This window comes from Actinomadura sp. J1-007 (genome assembly GCF_009793335.1).
Taxonomy (GTDB): domain Bacteria; phylum Actinomycetota; class Actinomycetes; order Streptosporangiales; family Streptosporangiaceae; genus Spirillospora; species Spirillospora yumaensis.
Genome location: NZ_WING01000001.1, coordinates 3,991,241 through 4,010,616 on the forward strand (window position 1 = coordinate 3,991,241; position 19,376 = coordinate 4,010,616).

23 protein-coding genes and 1 pseudogene are annotated in these 19,376 nt (G+C 72.1%); 22 read left to right on the forward strand and 2 right to left on the reverse strand.

What is annotated here, in order from left to right; translation table 11 throughout:
* Positions 1 to 29: 29 nt before the first annotated feature.
* From GEV43_RS18145 to ccsB, 10 genes are all read left to right on the forward strand, one after another.
* The gene (locus GEV43_RS18145) at positions 30 to 920 is read left to right on the forward strand and encodes a LysR family transcriptional regulator (RefSeq protein ID WP_160821719.1); all 891 of its coding nucleotides are present in this window, start codon (positions 30 to 32) and stop codon (positions 918 to 920) included.
* Between the two features lie 90 nt (positions 921 to 1,010).
* Positions 1,011 to 1,595, forward strand: coding sequence for a protein kinase (locus tag GEV43_RS18150; protein ID WP_160821720.1), 585 nt, complete (start codon positions 1,011 to 1,013; stop codon positions 1,593 to 1,595).
* On the forward strand, positions 1,592 to 2,287 hold the full coding sequence (locus GEV43_RS18155) for a hypothetical protein (protein ID WP_160821721.1): 696 nt from the start codon (positions 1,592 to 1,594) through the stop codon (positions 2,285 to 2,287). The genes GEV43_RS18150 and GEV43_RS18155 overlap by 4 nt, the downstream gene beginning before the upstream one ends.
* Entirely contained in the window at positions 2,284 to 2,778 is a 495-nt protein-coding gene (locus GEV43_RS18160; protein ID WP_160821722.1) for a hypothetical protein, read from the forward strand. Before GEV43_RS18155 ends, GEV43_RS18160 begins: the two co-directional genes overlap by 4 nt.
* A 17-nt stretch (positions 2,779 to 2,795) precedes the next feature.
* Positions 2,796 to 3,413 carry a hypothetical protein gene (locus tag GEV43_RS18165; RefSeq protein WP_160821723.1) on the forward strand — a complete coding sequence of 206 codons (618 nt, stop codon included), beginning with the start codon at positions 2,796 to 2,798 and terminating at the stop codon, positions 3,411 to 3,413.
* 38 nt (positions 3,414 to 3,451) lie between these two features.
* Entirely contained in the window at positions 3,452 to 4,090 is a 639-nt protein-coding gene (locus tag GEV43_RS18170) for a histidine phosphatase family protein (protein ID WP_160821724.1), read from the forward strand.
* A gap of 45 nt (positions 4,091 to 4,135) precedes the next feature.
* A complete protein-coding gene (locus GEV43_RS18175; protein ID WP_160821725.1) occupies positions 4,136 to 4,726 on the forward strand; it encodes a TlpA disulfide reductase family protein in 591 nt (196 codons plus the stop codon).
* Positions 4,723 to 5,475: a cytochrome c biogenesis protein CcdA gene (locus GEV43_RS18180; RefSeq protein ID WP_160821726.1), complete on the forward strand. Its 753-nt coding sequence runs from the start codon at positions 4,723 to 4,725 to the stop codon at positions 5,473 to 5,475. The genes GEV43_RS18175 and GEV43_RS18180 overlap by 4 nt, the downstream gene beginning before the upstream one ends.
* 1 nt (position 5,476) lies before the next feature.
* The gene (locus tag GEV43_RS18185) at positions 5,477 to 7,198 is read left to right on the forward strand and encodes a cytochrome c biogenesis protein ResB (protein WP_160821727.1); all 1,722 of its coding nucleotides are present in this window, start codon (positions 5,477 to 5,479) and stop codon (positions 7,196 to 7,198) included.
* Between the two features lie 5 nt (positions 7,199 to 7,203).
* Positions 7,204 to 8,196, forward strand: a complete 993-nt coding sequence (gene ccsB / locus GEV43_RS18190; protein WP_309239697.1) for a c-type cytochrome biogenesis protein CcsB — start codon at positions 7,204 to 7,206, stop codon at positions 8,194 to 8,196.
* Between the two features lie 62 nt (positions 8,197 to 8,258).
* Here the strand turns inward: ccsB and GEV43_RS18195 are convergent, their stop codons facing one another.
* The gene (locus GEV43_RS18195) at positions 8,259 to 8,570 is read right to left on the reverse strand and encodes a PLDc N-terminal domain-containing protein (protein ID WP_160821728.1); all 312 of its coding nucleotides are present in this window, start codon (positions 8,568 to 8,570) and stop codon (positions 8,259 to 8,261) included.
* A 114-nt stretch (positions 8,571 to 8,684) separates the two neighbouring features.
* Here GEV43_RS18195 and GEV43_RS18200 point away from each other — a divergent pair, with 114 nt between their 5' ends.
* Together GEV43_RS18200 and GEV43_RS18205 are read left to right on the forward strand one after the other, a co-directional pair.
* The gene (locus tag GEV43_RS18200; RefSeq protein ID WP_160821729.1) at positions 8,685 to 9,611 is read left to right on the forward strand and encodes a hypothetical protein; all 927 of its coding nucleotides are present in this window, start codon (positions 8,685 to 8,687) and stop codon (positions 9,609 to 9,611) included.
* A gap of 25 nt (positions 9,612 to 9,636) precedes the next feature.
* The gene (locus GEV43_RS18205) at positions 9,637 to 9,897 is read left to right on the forward strand and encodes a hypothetical protein (RefSeq protein ID WP_160821730.1); all 261 of its coding nucleotides are present in this window, start codon (positions 9,637 to 9,639) and stop codon (positions 9,895 to 9,897) included.
* 54 nt (positions 9,898 to 9,951) lie between these two features.
* Here the strand turns inward: GEV43_RS18205 and GEV43_RS18210 are convergent, their stop codons facing one another.
* Positions 9,952 to 10,155: a BldC family transcriptional regulator gene (locus GEV43_RS18210; RefSeq protein ID WP_160821731.1), complete on the reverse strand. Its 204-nt coding sequence runs from the start codon at positions 10,153 to 10,155 to the stop codon at positions 9,952 to 9,954.
* Between the two features lie 254 nt (positions 10,156 to 10,409).
* On the opposite strand from GEV43_RS18210, the gene GEV43_RS18215 reads away from it, so the two are divergent.
* From GEV43_RS18215 to nuoF, 10 genes and pseudogenes are all read left to right on the forward strand, one after another.
* Positions 10,410 to 11,366 carry a threonine/serine dehydratase gene (locus GEV43_RS18215; protein ID WP_160821732.1) on the forward strand — a complete coding sequence of 319 codons (957 nt, stop codon included), beginning with the start codon at positions 10,410 to 10,412 and terminating at the stop codon, positions 11,364 to 11,366.
* Positions 11,367 to 11,443: 77 nt separating this feature from the next.
* Positions 11,444 to 11,683 (forward strand): DUF4229 domain-containing protein, encoded by a 240-nt coding sequence (locus tag GEV43_RS18220; RefSeq protein WP_160821733.1) that lies wholly within the window; start codon positions 11,444 to 11,446, stop codon positions 11,681 to 11,683.
* A gap of 78 nt (positions 11,684 to 11,761) precedes the next feature.
* On the forward strand, positions 11,762 to 12,463 hold the full coding sequence (locus GEV43_RS18225) for a demethylmenaquinone methyltransferase (protein ID WP_160821734.1): 702 nt from the start codon (positions 11,762 to 11,764) through the stop codon (positions 12,461 to 12,463).
* A gap of 144 nt (positions 12,464 to 12,607) precedes the next feature.
* Positions 12,608 to 13,864, forward strand: a complete 1,257-nt coding sequence (locus GEV43_RS18230) for a geranylgeranyl reductase family protein (RefSeq protein ID WP_160821735.1) — start codon at positions 12,608 to 12,610, stop codon at positions 13,862 to 13,864.
* A gap of 379 nt (positions 13,865 to 14,243) precedes the next feature.
* The gene (locus GEV43_RS18235) at positions 14,244 to 14,603 is read left to right on the forward strand and encodes an NADH-quinone oxidoreductase subunit A (RefSeq protein ID WP_160821736.1); all 360 of its coding nucleotides are present in this window, start codon (positions 14,244 to 14,246) and stop codon (positions 14,601 to 14,603) included.
* A 1-nt stretch (position 14,604) separates the two neighbouring features.
* Positions 14,605 to 15,159, forward strand: a complete 555-nt coding sequence (locus tag GEV43_RS18240) for an NADH-quinone oxidoreductase subunit B family protein (RefSeq protein WP_160821737.1) — start codon at positions 14,605 to 14,607, stop codon at positions 15,157 to 15,159.
* Positions 15,156 to 15,902, forward strand: a complete 747-nt coding sequence (locus GEV43_RS18245; protein ID WP_160821738.1) for an NADH-quinone oxidoreductase subunit C — start codon at positions 15,156 to 15,158, stop codon at positions 15,900 to 15,902. The genes GEV43_RS18240 and GEV43_RS18245 overlap by 4 nt, the downstream gene beginning before the upstream one ends.
* A gap of 22 nt (positions 15,903 to 15,924) precedes the next feature.
* Positions 15,925 to 17,271, forward strand: coding sequence for an NADH-quinone oxidoreductase subunit D (locus GEV43_RS18250; protein WP_160821739.1), 1,347 nt, complete (start codon positions 15,925 to 15,927; stop codon positions 17,269 to 17,271).
* Positions 17,268 to 18,064: pseudogene (gene nuoE / locus GEV43_RS18255) on the forward strand (NADH-quinone oxidoreductase subunit NuoE). The gene GEV43_RS18250 and the pseudogene nuoE overlap by 4 nt, the downstream one beginning before the upstream one ends.
* Complete coding sequence (nuoF, locus tag GEV43_RS18260; RefSeq protein WP_160821740.1) at positions 18,061 to 19,359, forward strand: NADH-quinone oxidoreductase subunit NuoF; 1,299 nt, start codon at positions 18,061 to 18,063, stop codon at positions 19,357 to 19,359. Before nuoE ends, nuoF begins: the two are co-directional and overlap by 4 nt.
* The last annotated feature ends 17 nt before the right edge of the window (positions 19,360 to 19,376 follow it).

Below are 19,376 nucleotides of genomic sequence, written 5' to 3' on the forward strand. Positions count from 1 at the left end.
TCCTTGACGGATGGTTTTAGAGTTGCTTCATGCTGGATCTGGAACGGCTGCGCGCCCTGCACTCGGTGGCGACCTACGGGTCGGTCAGCGCCGCCGCCGACGTCCTCCACGTGACCACCTCCGCCGTGTCGCAGCAGCTCGCCAAGCTGGAGCGCGAGACCGGCCAGAAGCTCCTGGAGCGCAACGGCCGCGGCGTCCGCCTCACCGACGCCGCCGAGCTGCTCGTCGCGCACGCGGAGCGGATCCTGTCGCTGGTCGAGCAGGCCCAGTCCGACCTGGAGGCGCACCGCGGCTCGGTCGTCGGGCAGCTCACCCTCGCCGCGTTCCCGACGGCGATGCGCGGGCTCGTCCCCGCCTCGCTGCGCCGCCTGAACGCCGACCACCCCGACCTGCGCGTCCTGCTCCGCGAGGAGGACCCGCTGCGCAGCATGCCGCTGGTGTCCCGCGGCGACCTCGACATGGCCGTCGTCCAGGACTGGAACAACGAGCCGCTCCCGCTCCCGGACGGCCTCCAGAAGGGCGTCATCTGCGACGACGTGGCCGACGTCGTCCTGCCGCCCGACCACCCGCTGGCCGGACGCGACGAGGTCGCGCTCAAGGAGCTGGCCGGGGACCCCTGGATCAGCTCCTCGCCCGACAGCATCTGCTGCGACTGGCTGATGCGCACCCTGCGGGCCGTCGACAGCGAGCCCCGCATCGACCACCAGGCGTACGAGTTCGCGACGCAGCTCTCCCTCGTCGCGGCGGGGCTCGGCAACATCATCCTGCCCCGGCTCGGCCGCTGCGACGTCCCGCCCGGCGTGGTGGTCGTCCCGCTGAAGGAGCCCCTGTCCCGCCGGGTCTACGCCGTCTGGCGCGAGGAGGCCGCGAGGCGTCCCGCCATCCGCGCCGCCGTCACGGCCCTGCGCTCCGCGGTCTGACGCGCGCCCGGCCTCTGCCCGGCCGCGCCCGGCCTGTAATGGTTTGGTTGGGTTGCTGGAGTTTGTCGATGGTCGCGGAGGCGGAGACCGGTGGCGGAGTGGCGGGTCGCGGGGTTCACGGAGGTGCGGCGGCTCGGGGAGGGCGCGCAGGGCCGGGTCGTGCTCGCCCGGCACGAGCCGTCCGGCGCCCCGGTCGCGATCAAGTACGTCCGGCCCGGCGCGGGCGAGGCCGAGCGCGAACGGCTGCGCCACGAGGCCCGGATGCTCGGGCGGGCCGACAGCCCCCACGTCGCCCGCCTGTTCCGGCTCGTGGAGGCGCCCGAGGGCGTCGCGATCGTGATGGAGGCCGTGGACGGCGTCTCCCTCAAGGAGATCCTCGAACGCGAGGGCGCGCTCGGCCCCGAGGCGTCCCTCACCGTCCTCAAGGGCTCGCTGCTGGGGCTCGCCGCCGCGCACGCCCTCGGCGTCGTGCACCGCGACTTCAAGCCCGCCAACGTCGTCGTCCCCGCGGACGGGCGCAGCAAGCTCGTCGACTTCGGCATCGCCACGCCCGCCGGGGCGGACGCGGGCGGCGCCGGGACCCCGTACTACATGGCCCCGAGCAGTGGTCCGAGCACGTCGCCACGCCCGCGTCCGACGTGTACGCGGCGACCTGCGTGTTCGTGGAGTGCGTGAGCGGGCGGCGGCCGTACGCCCTGTCCGGCCGCGCCGCGCTGATGAACGCCCACCTGACCGGCCCGATCCCCGTCGAGGCCGTTCCCGAGCCGCTGCGGGCGCTGGTCGCGAGCGGGATGGCCAAGGACCCGGGCGAACGGCCCGCAGGCGCGGCGGCGTTCGTGGACGAGCTGGAGCAGGCCGCGCGGCGGGCGTACGGGGAGGACTGGGAGTCGCGCGGCGTCCGCGCCGTCGCCGCGTCCGCCGCGGCCCTGGCCGCCCTGTTCCCGCTGGCCGCCTGGATCCTCCCGGGAGCTGCGGGCGCCGGAGCGGGCGGCTCGGCGGGCTCGGTGGGGCTGGCGGCGGGGCACGCGGCCGGGGCCGGGAAGGTGGCCGCGGCCGGGGGCGTCAAGGCGTTCGTCACCAGCGGCGGCGGGATGGCGGCGGTCGCGACCGGCACGGCCGTGGTCGTCGCGGGCGGAGCGTTCACGGTGACGCAGGTCACGGGGTCGGACCCGGGCCCGCGCTCGACCGCGAGCCGGTCGTCCGCGCCCGCCGCCACGACCGTGTCGGCGATCTCCTCGTGCCGGACGACCGGGCCCTCGGGCGAGACGGTGCGGCCCCGGCCAAGCCCGCGTCCGTACGGCTGCCGCCGCAGGTCAGGCTGCCGCCGGGCGCGGCGGTCTACCACAGCGGCCAGGACCAGTTCATGATCGGGCCCGCGGACGCCGCGTGCCGGGGCTCGCTCGGCGCGTCCGGCGGCAGCACCGACGTCGGCGACGCGCGGACCGGCGTGGTCAGCAACGTGTTCCAGAACTCGCTCGGCGGGATCGGGATCGCCGTCTGCCTCTACTTCCCCGGCGCGCCGGAGGCCGGCCGCGACTGCTCGCCGTCCACCCTGACCAGGCGGGTGAACGTGCCGAGCGGCGTCCCGGGCGTCCGGACGATGCTGGGCACCGGGCCGCCCGACAGCGGCGCGCGGATCCCCCCGTCGCCGCGCGTGGCGGTGACGCTGGCGACGATGGGCAAGGACGGCGTGCCGTCCCCGATCGCGTGCGCGGTGCCCTGGGACAAGCGAGACCTCTGCACGGCCGCGCTCACCTGGTGGTTCGTCCGGGCGACCCGCAAGACCGCGATCGCGGAGGCCGACCTGGACCGGGTCGCCGCCCGGATCGCCGCCTACGTGGCCTCGGCCCGGCAGTGACCTGGGAGGATGGGGGCATGACGTTCGAGCTGGCCGTCTGGCACGAGCCCGCCCCGATCACCGCCGAACGGGCCGCCGCGACCGATCCGGGCGCGGCCGAGCCGCATCCGGCCGTCGAGGCGTTCGCGGCCGAACTGGCGAAGCTGCGGCCCGACGCCGACGTGGCCGTCCACGGCGGCGGACGCTACGCGCGCGTGCGCATGGAGCCCGACCACGCCGACCAGATCTCCACCGAGGTGTACGTCCTGGCGAAGGCGCACGGGCTCGTCTGCCACGACCCGTTCCGCGGCCTCGTCCACAACCCAGGGCCGAACGGCGCGTACGACGGGATGCAGCTCCACACCGGCGACGGCATGATCGTCGTCGATCCCGACCTGCCGCTCGTGCGGGACGTCCTCGGACGCCTGGGCCCGGCCAACCCGTTCGCCGCGCTGGTCGTGTTCGGCAGCCATTTCCTCCAGGTCTCCCCGGAGGACGGCGGGTACGAGCTCGAATACAAGGACAGCGCCCGCGGCCGCCTCTACCGCACCCATGCGACCTCCCTCGACGACGTCCGGAGCGCCTTCGAGGAGTACGCGACGGACGGCCGCTCGTTCCTGGAGCGCCACACCTGGGACGAGCCGGGCACGCGGTGATCCACCGCACGTGACGGCGCGGGTAACCTGACCACGCCATGACTGACAAGACGATCGTTCACGTGCTGCGGCACGGCGAGGTGCACAATCCCGAGGGCGTCCTGTACGGCAGGCTGCCCGGATACCGGCTCAGTGAGGACGGGATCCTCATGGCCAAGGCCGCGGCGAGATGGTTCGCCGACCGGGACGTCACCGCGCTGTTCTCCTCGCCGATGCAGCGGGCCCTGGAGACGGCCGCTCCGCTGGTCGACACGTTCGACCTGCCGGTGACCGTGGACGACCGGCTGATCGAGGCGGGCAACCACTTCGAGGGCCTGACGTTCGGCGCGGGCGCCGGGTCGCTGCGCCGCCCCGAGCACTGGCGCTACCTGGTCAACCCGTTCAAGCCGTCGTGGGGCGAGCCGTACAAGGAGCTGGCCGCCCGGATGCGCGCCGCGGTGATCGCCGCGCGGGAGGCCGCGCGCGGGCACGAGGCGGTGTGCGTCAGCCACCAGCTCCCGATCTGGACGCTGCGGCTGCACGCCGAGCACCGCCGCCTCTGGCACCACCCGCGCCGCCGCGAGTGCGGCCTGGCGAGCGTCACGAGCCTGTCCTTCGAGGGCAGCCGGCTGGTCGAGGTCGCCTACGCCGAGCCGGCCTCCGGGCTCGGCGAGGGGACCGGTGTGGCGGGCGCCTGAAGTGCCCGCTAAGTTATGTACTACGTCTTGTAGTAGGAGGGTCCGTTGAGCCCCCGAATCACCCCCGCGCGCGCCGTCGCCGCCGCCGGCGCGCTGTGCGGGCTGCTCGCCGGCTGCGCCGGGACGAACGCCTCGCAGTCCGGGCCGGGCGGCGACGACAACCGCTTCATCGAGGGCGACGGCGGCGTCACGCAGTTCAAGGCCGGCTCGCGCAAGACGGTCCAGGAGGTCTCCGGCGACGCCGTCAACGGCGACCGGATCCGGCTCGCCGACCGCAAGGGCAAGGTCACCGTCGTCAACTTCTGGGCGTCCTGGTGCGCCCCGTGCCGCGGCGAGGCCCCGTCCCTCGAACAGGTCGCGGCCGGCACCAAGGCCAAGGGCGCCGAGTTCCTCGGCGTCAACTTCAAGGACAGCAAGGAGAACGCCAAGGCGTTCGAGCGCAAGTTCAAGGTGAGCTACCCGAGCCTGTACGACGCCGACGGCCGCATCACGCTCGCGTTCCGCGAGGTGCCGCCGAGCGCCATCCCGAGCACGCTGATCCTCGACCGGCAGGGCAGGGTCGCCGTCCGCATCATCGGCGCGACGACGTACTCCAAGCTCAACCCGCTCGTGGAGAAGGCCCTCGCGGAAAAGTGACCGCCCTCGCCAGCGTCGACCAGACCGTCACCAGCGGCTCGCTGCTGGCGGCGGCGCCGCTGGCGGCGCTCGCCGGGCTGGTCTCGTTCGTGTCGCCGTGCGTGCTGCCGCTCGTGCCGGGCTACCTGTCGTACGTGACGGGCATGACGGGCGCCGACCTCGCCGAGCAGCGGCGCGGACGGCTCGTCGGGGGCGTCGCGCTGTTCGTCCTCGGGTTCAGCGTCGTGTTCGTCAGCTACGGCGTGGTCTTCGGCGGGCTCGGCCGGTGGCTGCTGGAGTACCAGGACACGATCACCCGCGTCCTCGGCGTGATGGTGATCGTGTTCGGGCTGGCGTTCATGGGCTTCGTCCCCGGCCTGCAACGGACCATGAAGTCCGGGAAGGCGCCCGCGGCGGGGCTCGCCGGGGCGCCGCTGCTCGGCGTGCTGTTCGGGCTCGGCTGGACGCCGTGCATCGGGCCGACGCTCGGCGCGGTGCAGGGCCTCGCGATCACCGAGGCGAGCGCCGGCCGCGGGGCACTACTGTCGTTGGCGTACTGCCTCGGCCTCGGGGTCCCGTTCCTGATCACGGCGGTGGCCTACCGGCGGGCGCTCGGCGCGTTCGGCGCGGTGAAGCGGCACTATCCGCTGGTCATGCGGATCGGCGGCGGCATGCTGGTCCTCATCGGGGTGCTGCTGGTGAGCGGCCTGTGGGGCGATCTGACCATCCAGATGAGGTCGTGGATCAGCGGCTTCGAACCGGTTATTTGAGATGACGAACACACAGGACACCGAGATCGACGCCGACGAGGCCGCCGCGACGCGGGCGCCCGCCGCGCGGCAGGCGCCGGGGGAGTCCCCGCCGTCCCGGCCGCGGGGCATCGGCCCGTTCGGCTGGCTGCGCTGGGGCTGGCGCCAGCTCACCACGATGCGCACGGCGCTGATCCTGCTGTTCCTGGTCGCGCTCGGCGCGGTGCCCGGCTCGATCCTGCCGCAGCGCGGCCAGGCGCCCGAGAAGGTCGCCGCCTACTTCGCCGACCACAAGACCGTCGCGCCGTGGTTCGACCGGCTGTCGCTGTTCGACGTGTTCGCCGCGCCGTGGTTCGCGGCGATCTACATCCTGCTGTTCGTGTCGCTGGCGGGCTGCGTCCTCCCGCGCGCCGTCAAGCACTACAGGTCGATGCGGGCCCGGCCGCCGGCCGCGCCCCGCAACCTCGGCCGGCTCCCGCAGTCGGAGTCGTACGAGACCGACGCCTCCCCGGAGGAGGTGCTCGCCGAGGCCCGCGCGCTGCTGCGCAAGCGCCGGTTCCGCGTGGACGCGGAGGGCGACGCCGTCGCGTCCGAGAAGGGCTACCTCGGCGAGACCGGCAACCTGGTCTTCCACCTCGCGCTGCTCGCGCTGCTGTTCGCGCTCGGCATGGGCAACCTGTTCGGCTACCGCGGCAACGTGGTGGTCACCGAGGGCAGGACGTTCGCGAACGCGCTGAGCCACTACGACCAGTTCACGCCCGGCCGGGCGTTCGACACCGACGAGATGGCGCCGTTCTCGATCAGCCTCGACAAGTTCTCCGCCAAGTACGAGGTCAGCGGTGACAAGCGCGGGCAGGCCACCGACTTCCAGGCCCGGCTCCGCTACCGCGACAGCCCCGACTCGCCCGAGCGCAGGTACGACCTCAAGGTCAACCACCCGCTCAAGGCGGGCGGCGCGAAGATCTACCTGATCAACCACGGCTACGCGCCGACGTTCACCGTCCGCGACGCCAAGGGCCAGGTCGCCTACCAGGACTCGGTGCCGTTCCTGCCGATGGAGACCCGCACCTACACCTCCGAGGGCGTGATCAAGGCCCCGGACGCCGCGCCCGAGCAGCTCGCGTTCTACGCGATCCTGTGGCCGACCGCGGTCGCGAGCGGGGACGGCAAGCAGATCGTCTCGGCGTTCCCCGACGCGCTGCGCCCGGTCGTGACGGTCTCCTCGTTCAAGGGCGACATCGGCCTCGACTCCGGCGCCCCGCAGTCGGTCTACAAGCTGGAGGGCATCGGCAAGACCCTCCAGCCGATCAAGGGCGGGCAGAAGCTGCTCAAGCCCGGCGAGACGTTCACGCTCCCCGGCGGGGCGGGCTCGATCACCTTCGACGGGCTCAAGCAGTGGACGAGCCTGTCGATCAACCACGACCCGGGGCGGATCCCGGCGCTGATCGCGGCCATCCTCGCGGTCGTCGGCGTGGCCGCCTCGTTCGCCGTCCGGCGCCGCAGGGTGTGGGTCCGTGCGAGCGCCGGGAAGGGCGGGCGTACCGTGGTGCAGGTGGGCGGGCTCACGCTCGGGCATCCGACCGCGGAGTTCGACGACATCGTGACCGCCCTGCGCGGGCCGCGCGACGCCGGGAAGGCGCCCGCCGCGGACGCCGACGAGGACGGAGCGGACGCCGGCCCCGGCGCCGCCGAGCGCGCCGACGCCGAGCCCGGGACCGGGTCGGCGACCGAACCGAAGGAGTGACGCGGGTGAGCAGTGCCGACCTCGCGAACCTGAGCGACAAGCTCATGCTGAGCACAGTCGTGCTCTACATCGTCGCCATGGTCGCCTACGCGGCCGATCTCGGCTTCGGCCGGCGCCGCCGCGCCGCCGTGGAGGCCCCGGCCGAGGCCAGGGTGCTGGTCGGGACCGACGGCGAACCCGTCGCCGACGCCCCGCCCTCCGGGCCGCAGGACGCCCCCGCCGAGCGGCCCAAGGCCGACTGGGTGCGGCTCGCCGTCCTGCTGAACGTGCTCGGCTGGGGCGCGCACCTCGGCGTCCTCGTGTCGCGCGGCCTCGCCGCCGACCGCTGGCCGTGGGCCAACATGTACGAGTTCCTGACCGCCATCGCGTTCGCCGCCGTGACCGCCTACCTCGTGGTGCTGTGGCGCTACAAGGCCCGCTTCCTCGGCGCGTTCGTCATGCTCGCGGCCGTCGTCGCGCTCGGCGTCGCCAACATCTGGCTCTACAACTCGGTGGGCCCGGTCGTCCCGGCGCTCAACTCGTACTGGATCGCCATCCACGTCACCGCCGCGATCATCGCGACGGGCTCGTTCACCGTCGCCGGCGCGTCCACCATCCTGTACGTCCTCAAGGCCCGGCAGGAGGCCAAGATCGCCGCCGCCGGGGGTCCTGCCCCGTCCGAGGACGACGCCGGCTTCCTGGCGCGCGTCCCGTCCTCCGAGGCCCTCGACCGGCTCGCGCTCCGCGTCACCATGTTCGCGTTCCCGATCTGGACGGCCGCGATCATCATGGGCGCGATCTGGGCGGACGAGGCGTGGGGCCGCTACTGGGGCTGGGACCCCAAGGAGATCTGGTCGTTCGTCACCTGGATCATCTACGCCGCCTACCTGCACGCCCGCGCGACGGCCGGCTGGAAGGGCCGCAAGGCCGCCATCCTCTCCCTCGTCGCGTTCGCCGCGCTCCTGTTCAACTTCTTCGGCGTCAACTACATGTTCTCCGGCCTCCACTCCTACGCCTGAGCCGCCGTACGCCGTACGCCAGACGCCGAACCCCGGGACCGTCCGACGGTCCCGGGGTTCGCTCATTCGTCGTCGTTGAGGCGGCGGTCCAGTTCGCGGAGGAAGTCGTCATCGTCGTCGGGGCCTCGGGGGGCGCCTCGGGGGATGGGGCCGGGGGCCTGGCGCTGGAGGGCCTCCTGGTGGGCGACGACGCGGCGGCGGGGGCGGCCGAGGGCGAGCCACGCGAACGCGCCCGCGAGGAAGCCGAGCAGGACGAGCAGGAACCACGCGAACTTCGGCAGGTACCGCACCAGCGTCTCGTCCGTCGTGAGGACGTCGAGGAGGCAGAAGAGCCAGATCCCGACCAGGACGAGGGCGAGCAGGGCATACGCCATGTCCCGAGGGTAGTGCGTGACCGGCGGGGATGACGGCGTGTCGGGTTCCGGCTTACCCTGCCTCGGGGGCCCAGACGCTTGCCGTGACCGAGGGCCCGCTGACAGAGGAGCCCGATGCGCTTCAAAGGCGTCCACCGCAAGCCCCGGGAGTTCAGGGACACCGCGTACGCGCCCTCGCCCCCGGACGCGGGACAGGGGCCCGAGCCGCGGCAGGTCCGGCCGCGCGGCAACCAGCCGAGGGACCGGTTCGGGCGGTTCCGCAAGGCGGGGCGCGACGACGACTTCACCGTGCGGGCCGACGCCCCCGAGGCCGTTCCGGAGGGGCGGTACGGCAGGCGGCGCGGACGGCACGCGGCCCCGTCCGAGTACTCCTGGAGCGACTTCGAGCTCGACGACGAGCCGCCGCGGGCGCGGCCCCACGCGCCGGGCACGCCGCACGCGGCCGACGGGCGCAGGCACTGCGGCGTGCTGGAACGGATCCTGCACCGGCAGTGGGACGCGCGGCAGGGCCCGCCGACGGCCGAGGTGATCCGCGCGGTGGAGAGCCTCGCCGCGCTGCCCGGACGGCTCAAGGAGAAGCTCGCGAGCGGGCTCGACGGCATCTACGTGGGGCCCGGCGGCGTCCCCGCGCTGGACGACATGGGGCACCTGCGCGACCGGCCGCTGCCGTCCGGGCGGGCGACCTGGGACATCTGCGCGGGCGCCTACGGCAACGGCAAGATCATCGTCGGGGACCGGCCGTCGCCGACCCCGGACGTGATGATGCACGAGGTCGGGCACGCGCTCGACGACATCGACGGCGAGGGCGGCGCCTGGACCTCCGACAGCCCCGCGTTCCGGGAGCTGTACGAGCAGTGCCGCCCCTACCTGTCGAGCGACTTCCACCGGCAGCCGGACGCGCTCGGCCGCCGCGAGTTCTTCGCCGACGCGTTCGCCGCCATTTCCGCCCGGCAACGCCCGGCATTGGTCGATATGCTCGCCGGCAACATCAGGACCGCCCTTGAGGTCATGCTCTTCTTCAACCGCAGATTCGGAATCTGAAGGCCAACATCGAAGGTGATCGACGATGTACGTGATCCGGCTCCCCGATGGCACGCTCCGGGTTCCCCACAGCGTCCTCGCCGACTCCTCGAAGGGCGAGGGACGGATCATCGCCGACGCGTACGTGGAGATCGGTCCCGGTGATCCCGACTACGACCGGCTGCTCGGCCAGTCGCTGACCGAGGATGAGCTGGAGGAGAAGCGGCGCCGGTGGCGGGACGGGGACGAGGATCTGCTCCGCGCGTTCGAGGAGTTCAAGGCCGGCGGGGCGGAGGACCAGGGCTGACGGGCGGCCGCCCGGGGCTGCGGGCCGGCCGGCGCCGGCCGGGCGGCGGCCCGGTCAGCGCACCGAATGCTCGGGTACGGGCTCCTCGCCGCGCAGCAGCGCGTGCACTTCGGACTCGCGGAAGCGGCGGTGGCCTCCGGGAGTGCGGATGCTGCTGATCCGGCCTGCCGCGGCCCAGCGCGTCACCGTCTTCGGATCGACCCGGAAGAGGGCGGCCACCTCTCCTGGAGTCAGCAGGCGCTCGCTCGTGCTCTCCACGTTTTCTCTCCCCCTTTGTCCCGCTCTCGGCGCGGGTGGACTGTTTACAGTGTGGCGGTTCAAGACCGATTTCTCCCTTGTTTTCGCAAAACATCACGCTCTGTAGTCACCTGAACTGGCCAGATGACGGGAAGTAAACGTGACATGGAGCACAGCCGTCACGGTGATCTCGATGGACCCGCCGTGTACCAGCCGGTACGCACCGTTGACCCGCTCGTTAACGCCCCCGCGGGCGAACGAATAGTCTCCGGGACATGGCCGATCTTGTGACCCCGGGGGAGATCGAGCGGGCCGCCGGACGCCTGGAGGGCGTCGCGCTCCGCACGCCCCTCGTCCCGTTCCCGCCCGACCCGGCCCTGCGGATCAAGGCCGAGTCGCTCCAGCCGGTCGGCGCGTTCAAGCTGCGCGGGGCGTACGCGGCGATCAGCGCCGTCCCCGAGCGGGACCGCTCGCGCGGCGTCGTCACGCACTCCAGCGGCAACCACGCCCAGGCCGTCGCCCACACCGCCCGCGCGCTCGGCGTCCCGGCCGTCCTCGTCATCCCGCACACCACGCCCGGCGTGAAGGTCGACGCCTGCATGGCGCTCGGCGCCGAGATCGTCTACGTCGAGCCGTCGATGGACGCCCGCACCGAGACCGCCGAGAAGCTCGCCGCCGCGCACGGCTTCACGCTCGTCCCGCCGTTCGACGACGCGCGGGTCATCGCCGGGCAGGGCACCGTCGGCCTGGAGATCGTCCAGGACCTGCCGGACGTGGACGTGGTGCTCGTCCCGGTCGGCGGCGGGGGCCTGGTCTCCGGGGTCGCCGCCGCCGTCAAGGCCGTACGGCCCGGGGCGAAGGTCATCGGCGTGGAGCCCGAGCTGGCCGCCGACGCGCGCGAGTCGTTCCGCGCGGGCCGCCCGGTCGGCTGGAAGGCCGAGGAGACCGGCCGCACCGTCGCCGACGCCCTGCGCGTGCAGCGGGTCGGCGACCTCACGTTCGCGCACATCCGCGAGCTGGTGGACGGCTTCGTCACCGTGACCGAGGACGAGATCCGCCTCGCCATGCGCCGGCTCGTCCGCGAGGCCCGCCTCATCGCCGAGCCCGCCGGCGCCGTCGCCACCGCCGCGTACCTCTTCCGCAAGGACGAGCTGCCGGCCGGTGACGCCTATGTCTCCGTCCTGTCCGGCGGCAACGTCGACCCGGCCCTCTTCCTGGACGTCCTCGGGTAACGCCGCGCCGGCGCGCGAACGCGCAGGCCGGGACCCGGAACGGCGGCGCGGAGGGGCCGGGGTACCCTCGAAGAGTCATGCGCTCAGTAATGCTCTACACCGCCGCCCGCGTGCTGATCTTCGTCGTCACCGCGGGCGTGCTCGCGCTGTTCGGAGCCCGCGGCGTGCTGCTGCTCCTGCTCGCCCTGCTGATCAGCGGCGTCGTCAGCTTCGTGCTGCTGTCCGCCCAGCGCGACAGGATGTCGTCCGTCGTCGCCTCCGGCCTCCAGCAGCGCAGGCACATGTTCCAGCGCGCGCGCACCAAAGAGGACGCCTGACCCTCCGGCGAACGCACCCGCCCGCGTCCTGACCAGGGCCCGTGCGGGGGCGGTGGCGCGGCCTCTTAGGGTGGTGCCATGACCCGCGCCTCTCTCGACAAGCAGCCCGCCGACGTCGCGGCGATGTTCGACGGCACCGCCGAACGCTACGACCTGCTGAACAGCCTGATGACCGGTGGACAGGACCGGCGCTGGCGCAGGCAGGTCGTCCGGGCCCTCGACGCGAGGCCCGGCGAGCGGATCCTCGACCTCGCCGCGGGGACGGGCACCTCGTCCGTCCCGTTCGCCGAGGCGGGGGCCGACACGGTGGCCTGCGACTTCTCGCTCGGGATGCTGCGCGTCGGCGTGCGCAGGCAGGCGGGCGTCCCCCACCTGAGCTTCGCGGCGGGCGACGCCCTGCGGCTGCCGTTCGCGGACGGCTCGTTCGACGCGGTGACGATCTCGTTCGGCCTGCGCAACGTCGCCGACACCGGCCTCGCGCTGCGCGAGCTGCGCCGGGTCGCCAAGCCCGGCGGCCGGCTGCTGGTGTGTGAGGTCAGTCACCCGCCGAACACGCTGCTCGCGCTCGGCCACAAGGCGCATCTCCGGTACGGGCTGCCGCTGCTGGCGCGGGTCTCCTCCAACCCCGACTCCTACCGTTATCTCGCCGAGTCCACGCTCGCCTGGCCCGAGCAGGCGGAGCTGGCCCGGCTGATCCAGTCCGCGGGGTGGACCGCGGTGCGATGGCGCGACCTGACCTTCGGTGTTGCGGCGCTCCACCACGCCGTCAACCCCGGCTGAACGGCCCGAACCGGTAAACCCGGGTTTCGGACCGGTCCAAAACCGAGGCGGCCGAGAGGTACCCACGGGCCGCCGCGAAGGAATAGACTCCCCACCGGAACCTTGTGAAGTACTTCACAAGCGAACGAGCTAAAGAGGCACGCTGTGACCGACTCCACCCGACAGGCAGACGTCATCGTCGTCGGGGCCGGCCCCGCCGGGGCATCGACCGCCTACTGGCTGGCGCACGCCGGTCTCGACGTGCTGCTGCTGGAGAAGGCCACGTTCCCGCGCGACAAGATCTGCGGTGACGGGCTCACCCCGCGCGCCGTCCGCGCGCTGATCGGCATGGGCGTCGACCTCGACGCGCCCGGCTGGGCGCGCAACAAGGGCCTGCGCATCTACGGCGGCGGCGTCAAGATCGAGCTGCCGTGGCCGGAGCTCGCGAGCTTCCCCGACTTCGGCCTCGTGCGCACCCGGATGGACTTCGACCAGCTCCTCGCCGAGCACGCCGCGAAGGCGGGCGCCCGGCTGCTCCAGGGCTGCAACGTCACCGGCCCCATCCTGGACGAGCGCACCGACCGCATCGTCGGCGTCACCGCCAAGTACGCGGGCGAGGACGTCGAGTACCACGCGCCGCTCGTCGTCGCCGCCGACGGCAACTCGACCCGGCTGTCCCTGGCCATGGGCCTGCGCCGCCGCGAGGACCGCCCGATGGGCGTCGCCGTCCGCCGCTACTACCGCAGCCCCCGCTACACCGACGAGTACATGGAGGCGTGGCTCGAACTGTGGGACGGGCAGCGCCTGCTCCCCGGGTACGGCTGGGTCTTCCCCGTCGCCGACGGCACCTGCAACGTCGGCCTCGGCCTGCTCAACACCAGCAAGGCGTTCCAGAGCGTCGACTACCGCGGGATGCTCAAGGGCTGGACGGGCAGCATGCCCGAGGACTGGTGGTTCGACGAGGAGCACGCCACGGGCCCGGTGCGCGGCGCCGCCCTCCCGATGGGCTTCAACCGCCAGCCGCACTACACCCGCGGCATGCTGCTGGTCGGCGACGCGGGCGGCATGATCAACCCGTTCAACGGCGAGGGCATCGACTACGCGCTGGAGTCCGGTCGGCTGGCCGCGGAGATCATGGTGCAGGCGCTCGGCCGCCGCACCCCCGCGCAGCGCGAGCGCACGCTGTACGAGTACCCGCGCATCCTCAAGGACGAGCACGGCGGCTACTTCACCCTGGCCCGCGTGTTCGTGCAGGCCATCGGCGACCCGCGCGTGATGAAGTTCCTGACCACGCACGGCCTGCCGCACCCCACCCTCATGCGCTTCACGCTCAAGCTCCTCGCCAACCTCACCGACCCTCGCGGCGGCGACGCGATGGACCGCCTCATCAACGCCATGCAGAAGGTGGCTCCCGCAGCATGAGCGAGCCGATGAGGCGCGGCGGCGCCTGGACCGAGGAGCGCGGTGGACGCGGCGCCCGGGACGTTCGGGGCGTGAAGGCGGGCCTGAAGGAGCGGCGGAACGGTCCGTCGGGCGTGCTGCCGGAGAGGGCCGCCGCGGTGCCGGGCGGTGCGCGTCGTGCCTGGTCGGCGGGTAATACAGCTTAGTCTCGACCCCCCGAGGGGAGTGCTATTGATCACCTTGGCTAGGGTGGCGACCCGTGTTCGTGACAGATGTCACGAACGTGTAAAGGGTCACGCCACCGTGGCGCGCCCGTGCGGCGCCGCGCCCCGCGCGGTCCCCGGCACGGCCGGGCGCGCCTCGTACAGCGTCGTACGTACCGAGGAGAGGCAGTAGAGACATGGATCTCTATGTTCCGATCATCGTGCTCGGAGTGCTCGCCTTCGTCTTCGCCGCGGGTTCGGTGGCGATGGCGTCGCTCACGGGGCCGAAGCGGTGGAACCGGGCGCGGCTGGACAGCTACGAGTGCGGCATCGAGCCGACCCCGCAGCCGGTGGGCGGCGGGCGCTTCCCGGTGAAGTACTACCTGACGGCGATGCTCTTCATCGTCTTCGACATCGAGATCATCTTCCTCTATCCCTGGGCGGTCGCCTTCAACCACCTGGGGATTTTCGGTTTGGTGGAGATGGTCCTTTTCATCCTCACCGTGCTGGTGGCGTACGCCTACATCTGGCGGCGCGGTGGTCTGGAGTGGGACTGACATGGGTCTAGAGGAGAAGCTCCCCAGCGGCTTCCTGCTGACGACGGTCGAGCAGGTCGCGGGCTGGGCGCGCAAGAGCTCGGTGTGGCCGGCGACGTTCGGGCTGGCCTGCTGCGCGATGGAGATGATGGCGGCGGGCGACCCGCGGCACGACTTCTCGCGCTGGGGGATGGAGCGGGCGTCCGGCACGCCGCGGCAGGCCGACCTGATGATCGTCGCGGGCCGGGTCAGCCAGAAGATGGCGCCGGTGCTGCGGCAGATCTACGACCAGATGACCGAGCCCAAGTGGGTCATCGCGATGGGCGTGTGCGCCTCGTCGGGCGGCATGTTCAACAACTACGCGATCGTCCAGGGCGTCGACCACATCGTCCCGGTGGACATCTACCTGCCGGGCTGCCCGCCGCGGCCGGAGATGCTGCTGGACGCGATCATGAAGCTGCACGACAAGATCCAGAACACCAAGCTCGGGCCGCAGCGCAAGGCGCAGATCGTCGAGCTGGAAGAGGCCAAGCGCCGCCAGCTCCCGCTGCTCGGGCAGTCGGGAGCGGGCCGATGACCTCCCAGAATCCCGAGCAGCAGGCGGAGCAGGGCGCCGACCAGCTTCCGGCCCACACCGAGGAGGAACGGCGCGAGCAGCCGGTCGCCAGGATGGGCATGTTCGGCGCCAAGACCACCGGCGACACCTCCGGGTACGGGCGGCTGGTCGTCCGGCAGAGCCCGAAGGTGTCCGCGCCGCGCCCGTACGGCGGGCCCGGCGGGACGGCCGAGGCGGGCGAGTTCGACGAGATCGCCGACGAGCTGGAGCGGGCGCTGCCCGACTACGGCGACGCGATCGAGCGCGTGGTCGTGGACCGCGGCGAGATGACGTTCTTCGTCAAGCGCGAGCACCTGGCCACGGTGGCGCGGACGATGCGCGACGAGCCGTCGCTGCGCTTCGAGATGTGCGCCGGGGTGTCGGGCGTGCACTACCCGCAGGAGACCGGGGCCGAGCTGCACGCGGTCGTGCACCTGCTGTCGATCACGCACAACCGGCGGGTGCGGCTGGAGACGGCCTGCCCGGACGCCGACCCGCACGTTCCGTCGCTGACGCCGGTCTACCCGACCAACGACTGGCACGAGCGGGAGACCTACGACTTCTTCGGGATCGTGTTCGACGGGCATCCGGCGCTCACCCGCATCGAGATGCCGGACGACTGGGTCGGGCATCCGCAGCGCAAGGACTACCCCCTCGGCGGCATCCCCGTCGAGTACCGCGGAGCGGAGATCCCGCCGCCGGACGAGCGGAGGTCGTACACGTGAGCGCCGCGAGCGGAGCGAGGCAATGAGCAGCACGAAATACACCGAGTACGACGCGTACGCCGCCGACGCGGCGGCCGAGGGCAAGGTCTTCGACGTCGCCGGCGAGGACTGGGACCAGGTGGTCGCGGGCGCCGAGGACGCCGGCGACGAGCGCCTCGTCGTCAACATGGGCCCGCAGCACCCGTCCACGCACGGGGTGCTGCGGCTGATCCTCACCCTCGACGGCGAGACGGTGAACGAGTGCCGGGTGGGCATCGGCTACCTGCACACCGGCATCGAGAAGAACATGGAGTACCGCACCTGGACGCAGGGCACCACGTTCTGCACGCGCATGGACTACCTCGCGCCCGTCTTCAACGAGGCGGCGTACTGCCTGGGCGTGGAGAAGCTGCTCGGCGTCACCGAGCAGGTGCCGGAGCGGGCGCAGATCATCCGCGTGATGATGATGGAGCTCAACCGGATCTCCTCCCATCTGGTCGCGATCGCCACGTTCGGCCTCGAACTCGGCGCGACGACGGTCATGCTGAACGGGTTCATCGAGCGCGAGTACACCCTTGACCTCTTCGAGGAGATCACGGGGCTGCGGATGAACATGGCGTACGTGCGGCCGGGCGGTGTCGCCCAGGACCTGCCGAGCGGTGCGCTCAGCAAGGTCCGCGACTACCTGGACCGGATGCCGAAGCGCATCCAGGCGCTCCGCAAGCTGATGGACCACAACACGGTCTACCTGGCCCGGACCAAGAACGTCGCCTACCTCGACCTTACCGGCTGCATGTCGCTCGGGATCACCGGGCCCGTGCTCCGCGCGACCGGGCTGCCGTGGGATCTGCGCAAGTCACAGCCCTACTGCGGCTACGAGACGTACGACTTCGAGGTGCCGACGCAGGACACCTGCGACGTGTACGGGCGCTACCTGGTGCGGGTCGCGGAGATGGAGGAGTCCCTCAAGATCGTCGAGCAGTGCGTGGACCGGCTCCAGACGGTCAAGGGCCCGGTGATGATCGAGGACAAGAAGATCGGGTGGCCGGCGCAGCTCGCGATCGGCGCGGACGGCATGGGCAACTCGCCCCGGCACATCGCGCACATCATGGGCACCTCGATGGAGGCGCTGATCCACCACTTCAAGCTGGTGACCGAGGGCTTCCGGGTCCCGGCGGGCCAGGTCTACACGCCGGTCGAGTCGCCGCGCGGCGAGCTCGGCGCGCACCTGGTCAGCGACGGCGGGACGCGCCCGTACCGGGTGCACTTCCGGGAGCCGTCCTTCGTCAACCTTCAGGCCGCGCCCGCGATGTCGGAGGGCGGCATGGTCGCCGACGTCATCGCGGCCGTGGCGAGCATCGACCCGGTCATGGGGGGTGTCGACCGATGAGCGAGCAGACGGCGGGCTACGAGCCCGAGGTGCGCGCGGGGCTGGAACGCGACGCCAAGGAGATCATCGCGCGGTATCCGAAGCCGCGGTCGGCGCTGCTGCCGCTGCTGCACCTGGTGCAGTCGGTGGACGGGCACATCACCGAGCGGGGCATCGAGTTCTGCGCCGAGCAGCTCGACATCACGCCGGCGCAGGTCACCGGCGTCTCGACGTTCTACACGCAGTACAAGCGCGCGCCGGTCGGCGAGTTCCACGTCGGCGTCTGCATCAACACGCTGTGCGCGATCATGGGCGGCGACCAGATCTGGAACGAGCTGACCGAGCACGTCGGGGTGGGCCACGACGAGGCCACCGAGGACGGCCGGGTCAGCCTGGAGCGGATCGAGTGCAACGCGGCCTGCGACTTCGCGCCGGTGATGATGGTCAACTGGGAGTTCTTCGACAACATGACCCCCAGAAGGCCAAGCGGCTGGTCGACGATCTGCGCGCTGGTAAGCAAGTGCTTCCTTCGCGGGGGCCGGAGTCGCTGTGCGGCTGGAAGGACGCCTCGCGCGTGCTCGCGGGCTTCCCCGACGGCCGCGCGCACGAGGGCGTCCAGGCCGGGCGCGAGTCGCTGCGCGGGCTGGAGCTGGCGAAGGAGCGCGGCTGGACCGCGCCGCCCGCGGACGCCGACCGCGAGCAGCCGCACGAGCCCGTCCGGCCCGGCGAGATCACCGATCCGCCGCCGAACGAGCCCGGCAAGCCCGTCGGCGGCGACGTCAAGCCCGGCTCCCAGGAGGGCCGCAACCAATGACGACTCTCACTCCGATCCTCACCAGGAACTGGGACCAGCCCGACTCGTTCACCCGCGCGGCGTACGAGCGCGAGGGCGGCTACAAGGCCCTGCGCACGGCGCTCGGCATGGAGCCGGACGACATCGTCCAGGCCGTCAAGGACTCGGGCCTGCGCGGCCGGGGCGGCGCGGGGTTCCCCACCGGCATGAAGTGGGGCTTCCTCCCGCCGAGCAGCCCGAACCCCCGCTACCTCGTCGTCAACGCCGACGAGTCCGAGCCGGGGACGTGCAAGGACATCCCGCTGATGATGGCCAACCCGCACGTGCTGGTCGAGGGCGTCATCATCAGCTCGTTCGCGATCCGGTCCAACCACGCGTTCATCTACGTGCGCGGCGAGGTGCTGCACGTCATCCGCCGCCTCCAGCAGGCGGTGGCGGAGGCGTACGAGGCCGGCTACCTCGGCAGGGACATCCTCGGCACCGGCTACGACCTGGACCTGGTCGTGCACGCCGGCGCGGGGGCGTACATCTGCGGCGAGGAGACGGCGCTGCTGGACTCCCTGGAGGGGTTCCGCGGTCAGCCCAGGCTGAAGCCCCCCTTCCCGGCGGTCGCGGGACTCTACGGCGGTCCCACCGTCATCAACAACGTCGAGTCGATCTCCTCGGTTCCCTCGATCGTGGCGAACGGCGCGGACTGGTTCGCCTCGATGGGGACCGAGAAGTCGCAGGGGTACGGGATCTTCTCGCTGTCCGGGCACGTCACGCGCCCCGGCCAGTACGAGGCGCCGCTCGGCATCACGCTGCGGGAGCTGCTCGACATGGCGGGCGGGATCCGCGAGGGGCACCGGCTGAAGTTCTGGACGCCCGGCGGGTCGTCCACGCCGATCTTCACCGACGAGCACCTGGACGTCCCGCTGGACTTCGAGTCCGTCGCGGGCGCCGGGTCGATGCTCGGCACCCGCGCGCTCCAGATCTTCGACGAGACGACCTGCGTGGTGCGGGCCGTGCTGCGCTGGTCGGAGTTCTACGCGCACGAGTCGTGCGGCAAGTGCACGCCGTGCCGCGAGGGCACGTACTGGTACAAGCAGATGCTCAAGCGGCTGGAGGCGGGCCAGGGCGAGGAGAAGGACCTGGAGACGCTCCTGGACCTGTCCGACAACATCCTCGGCCGCTCGTTCTGCGCGCTCGGCGACGGCGCGACGAGCCCGGTGGTCTCGTCGATCAAGCTGTTCCGCGACGAGTACCTCAAGCACTTCGAGCTGGGCGGCTGTCCGTTCGACCCGGCCAAGTCCACCCTTTGGGGAGGTGTCGAGTGACGGTCACCGACGACAAG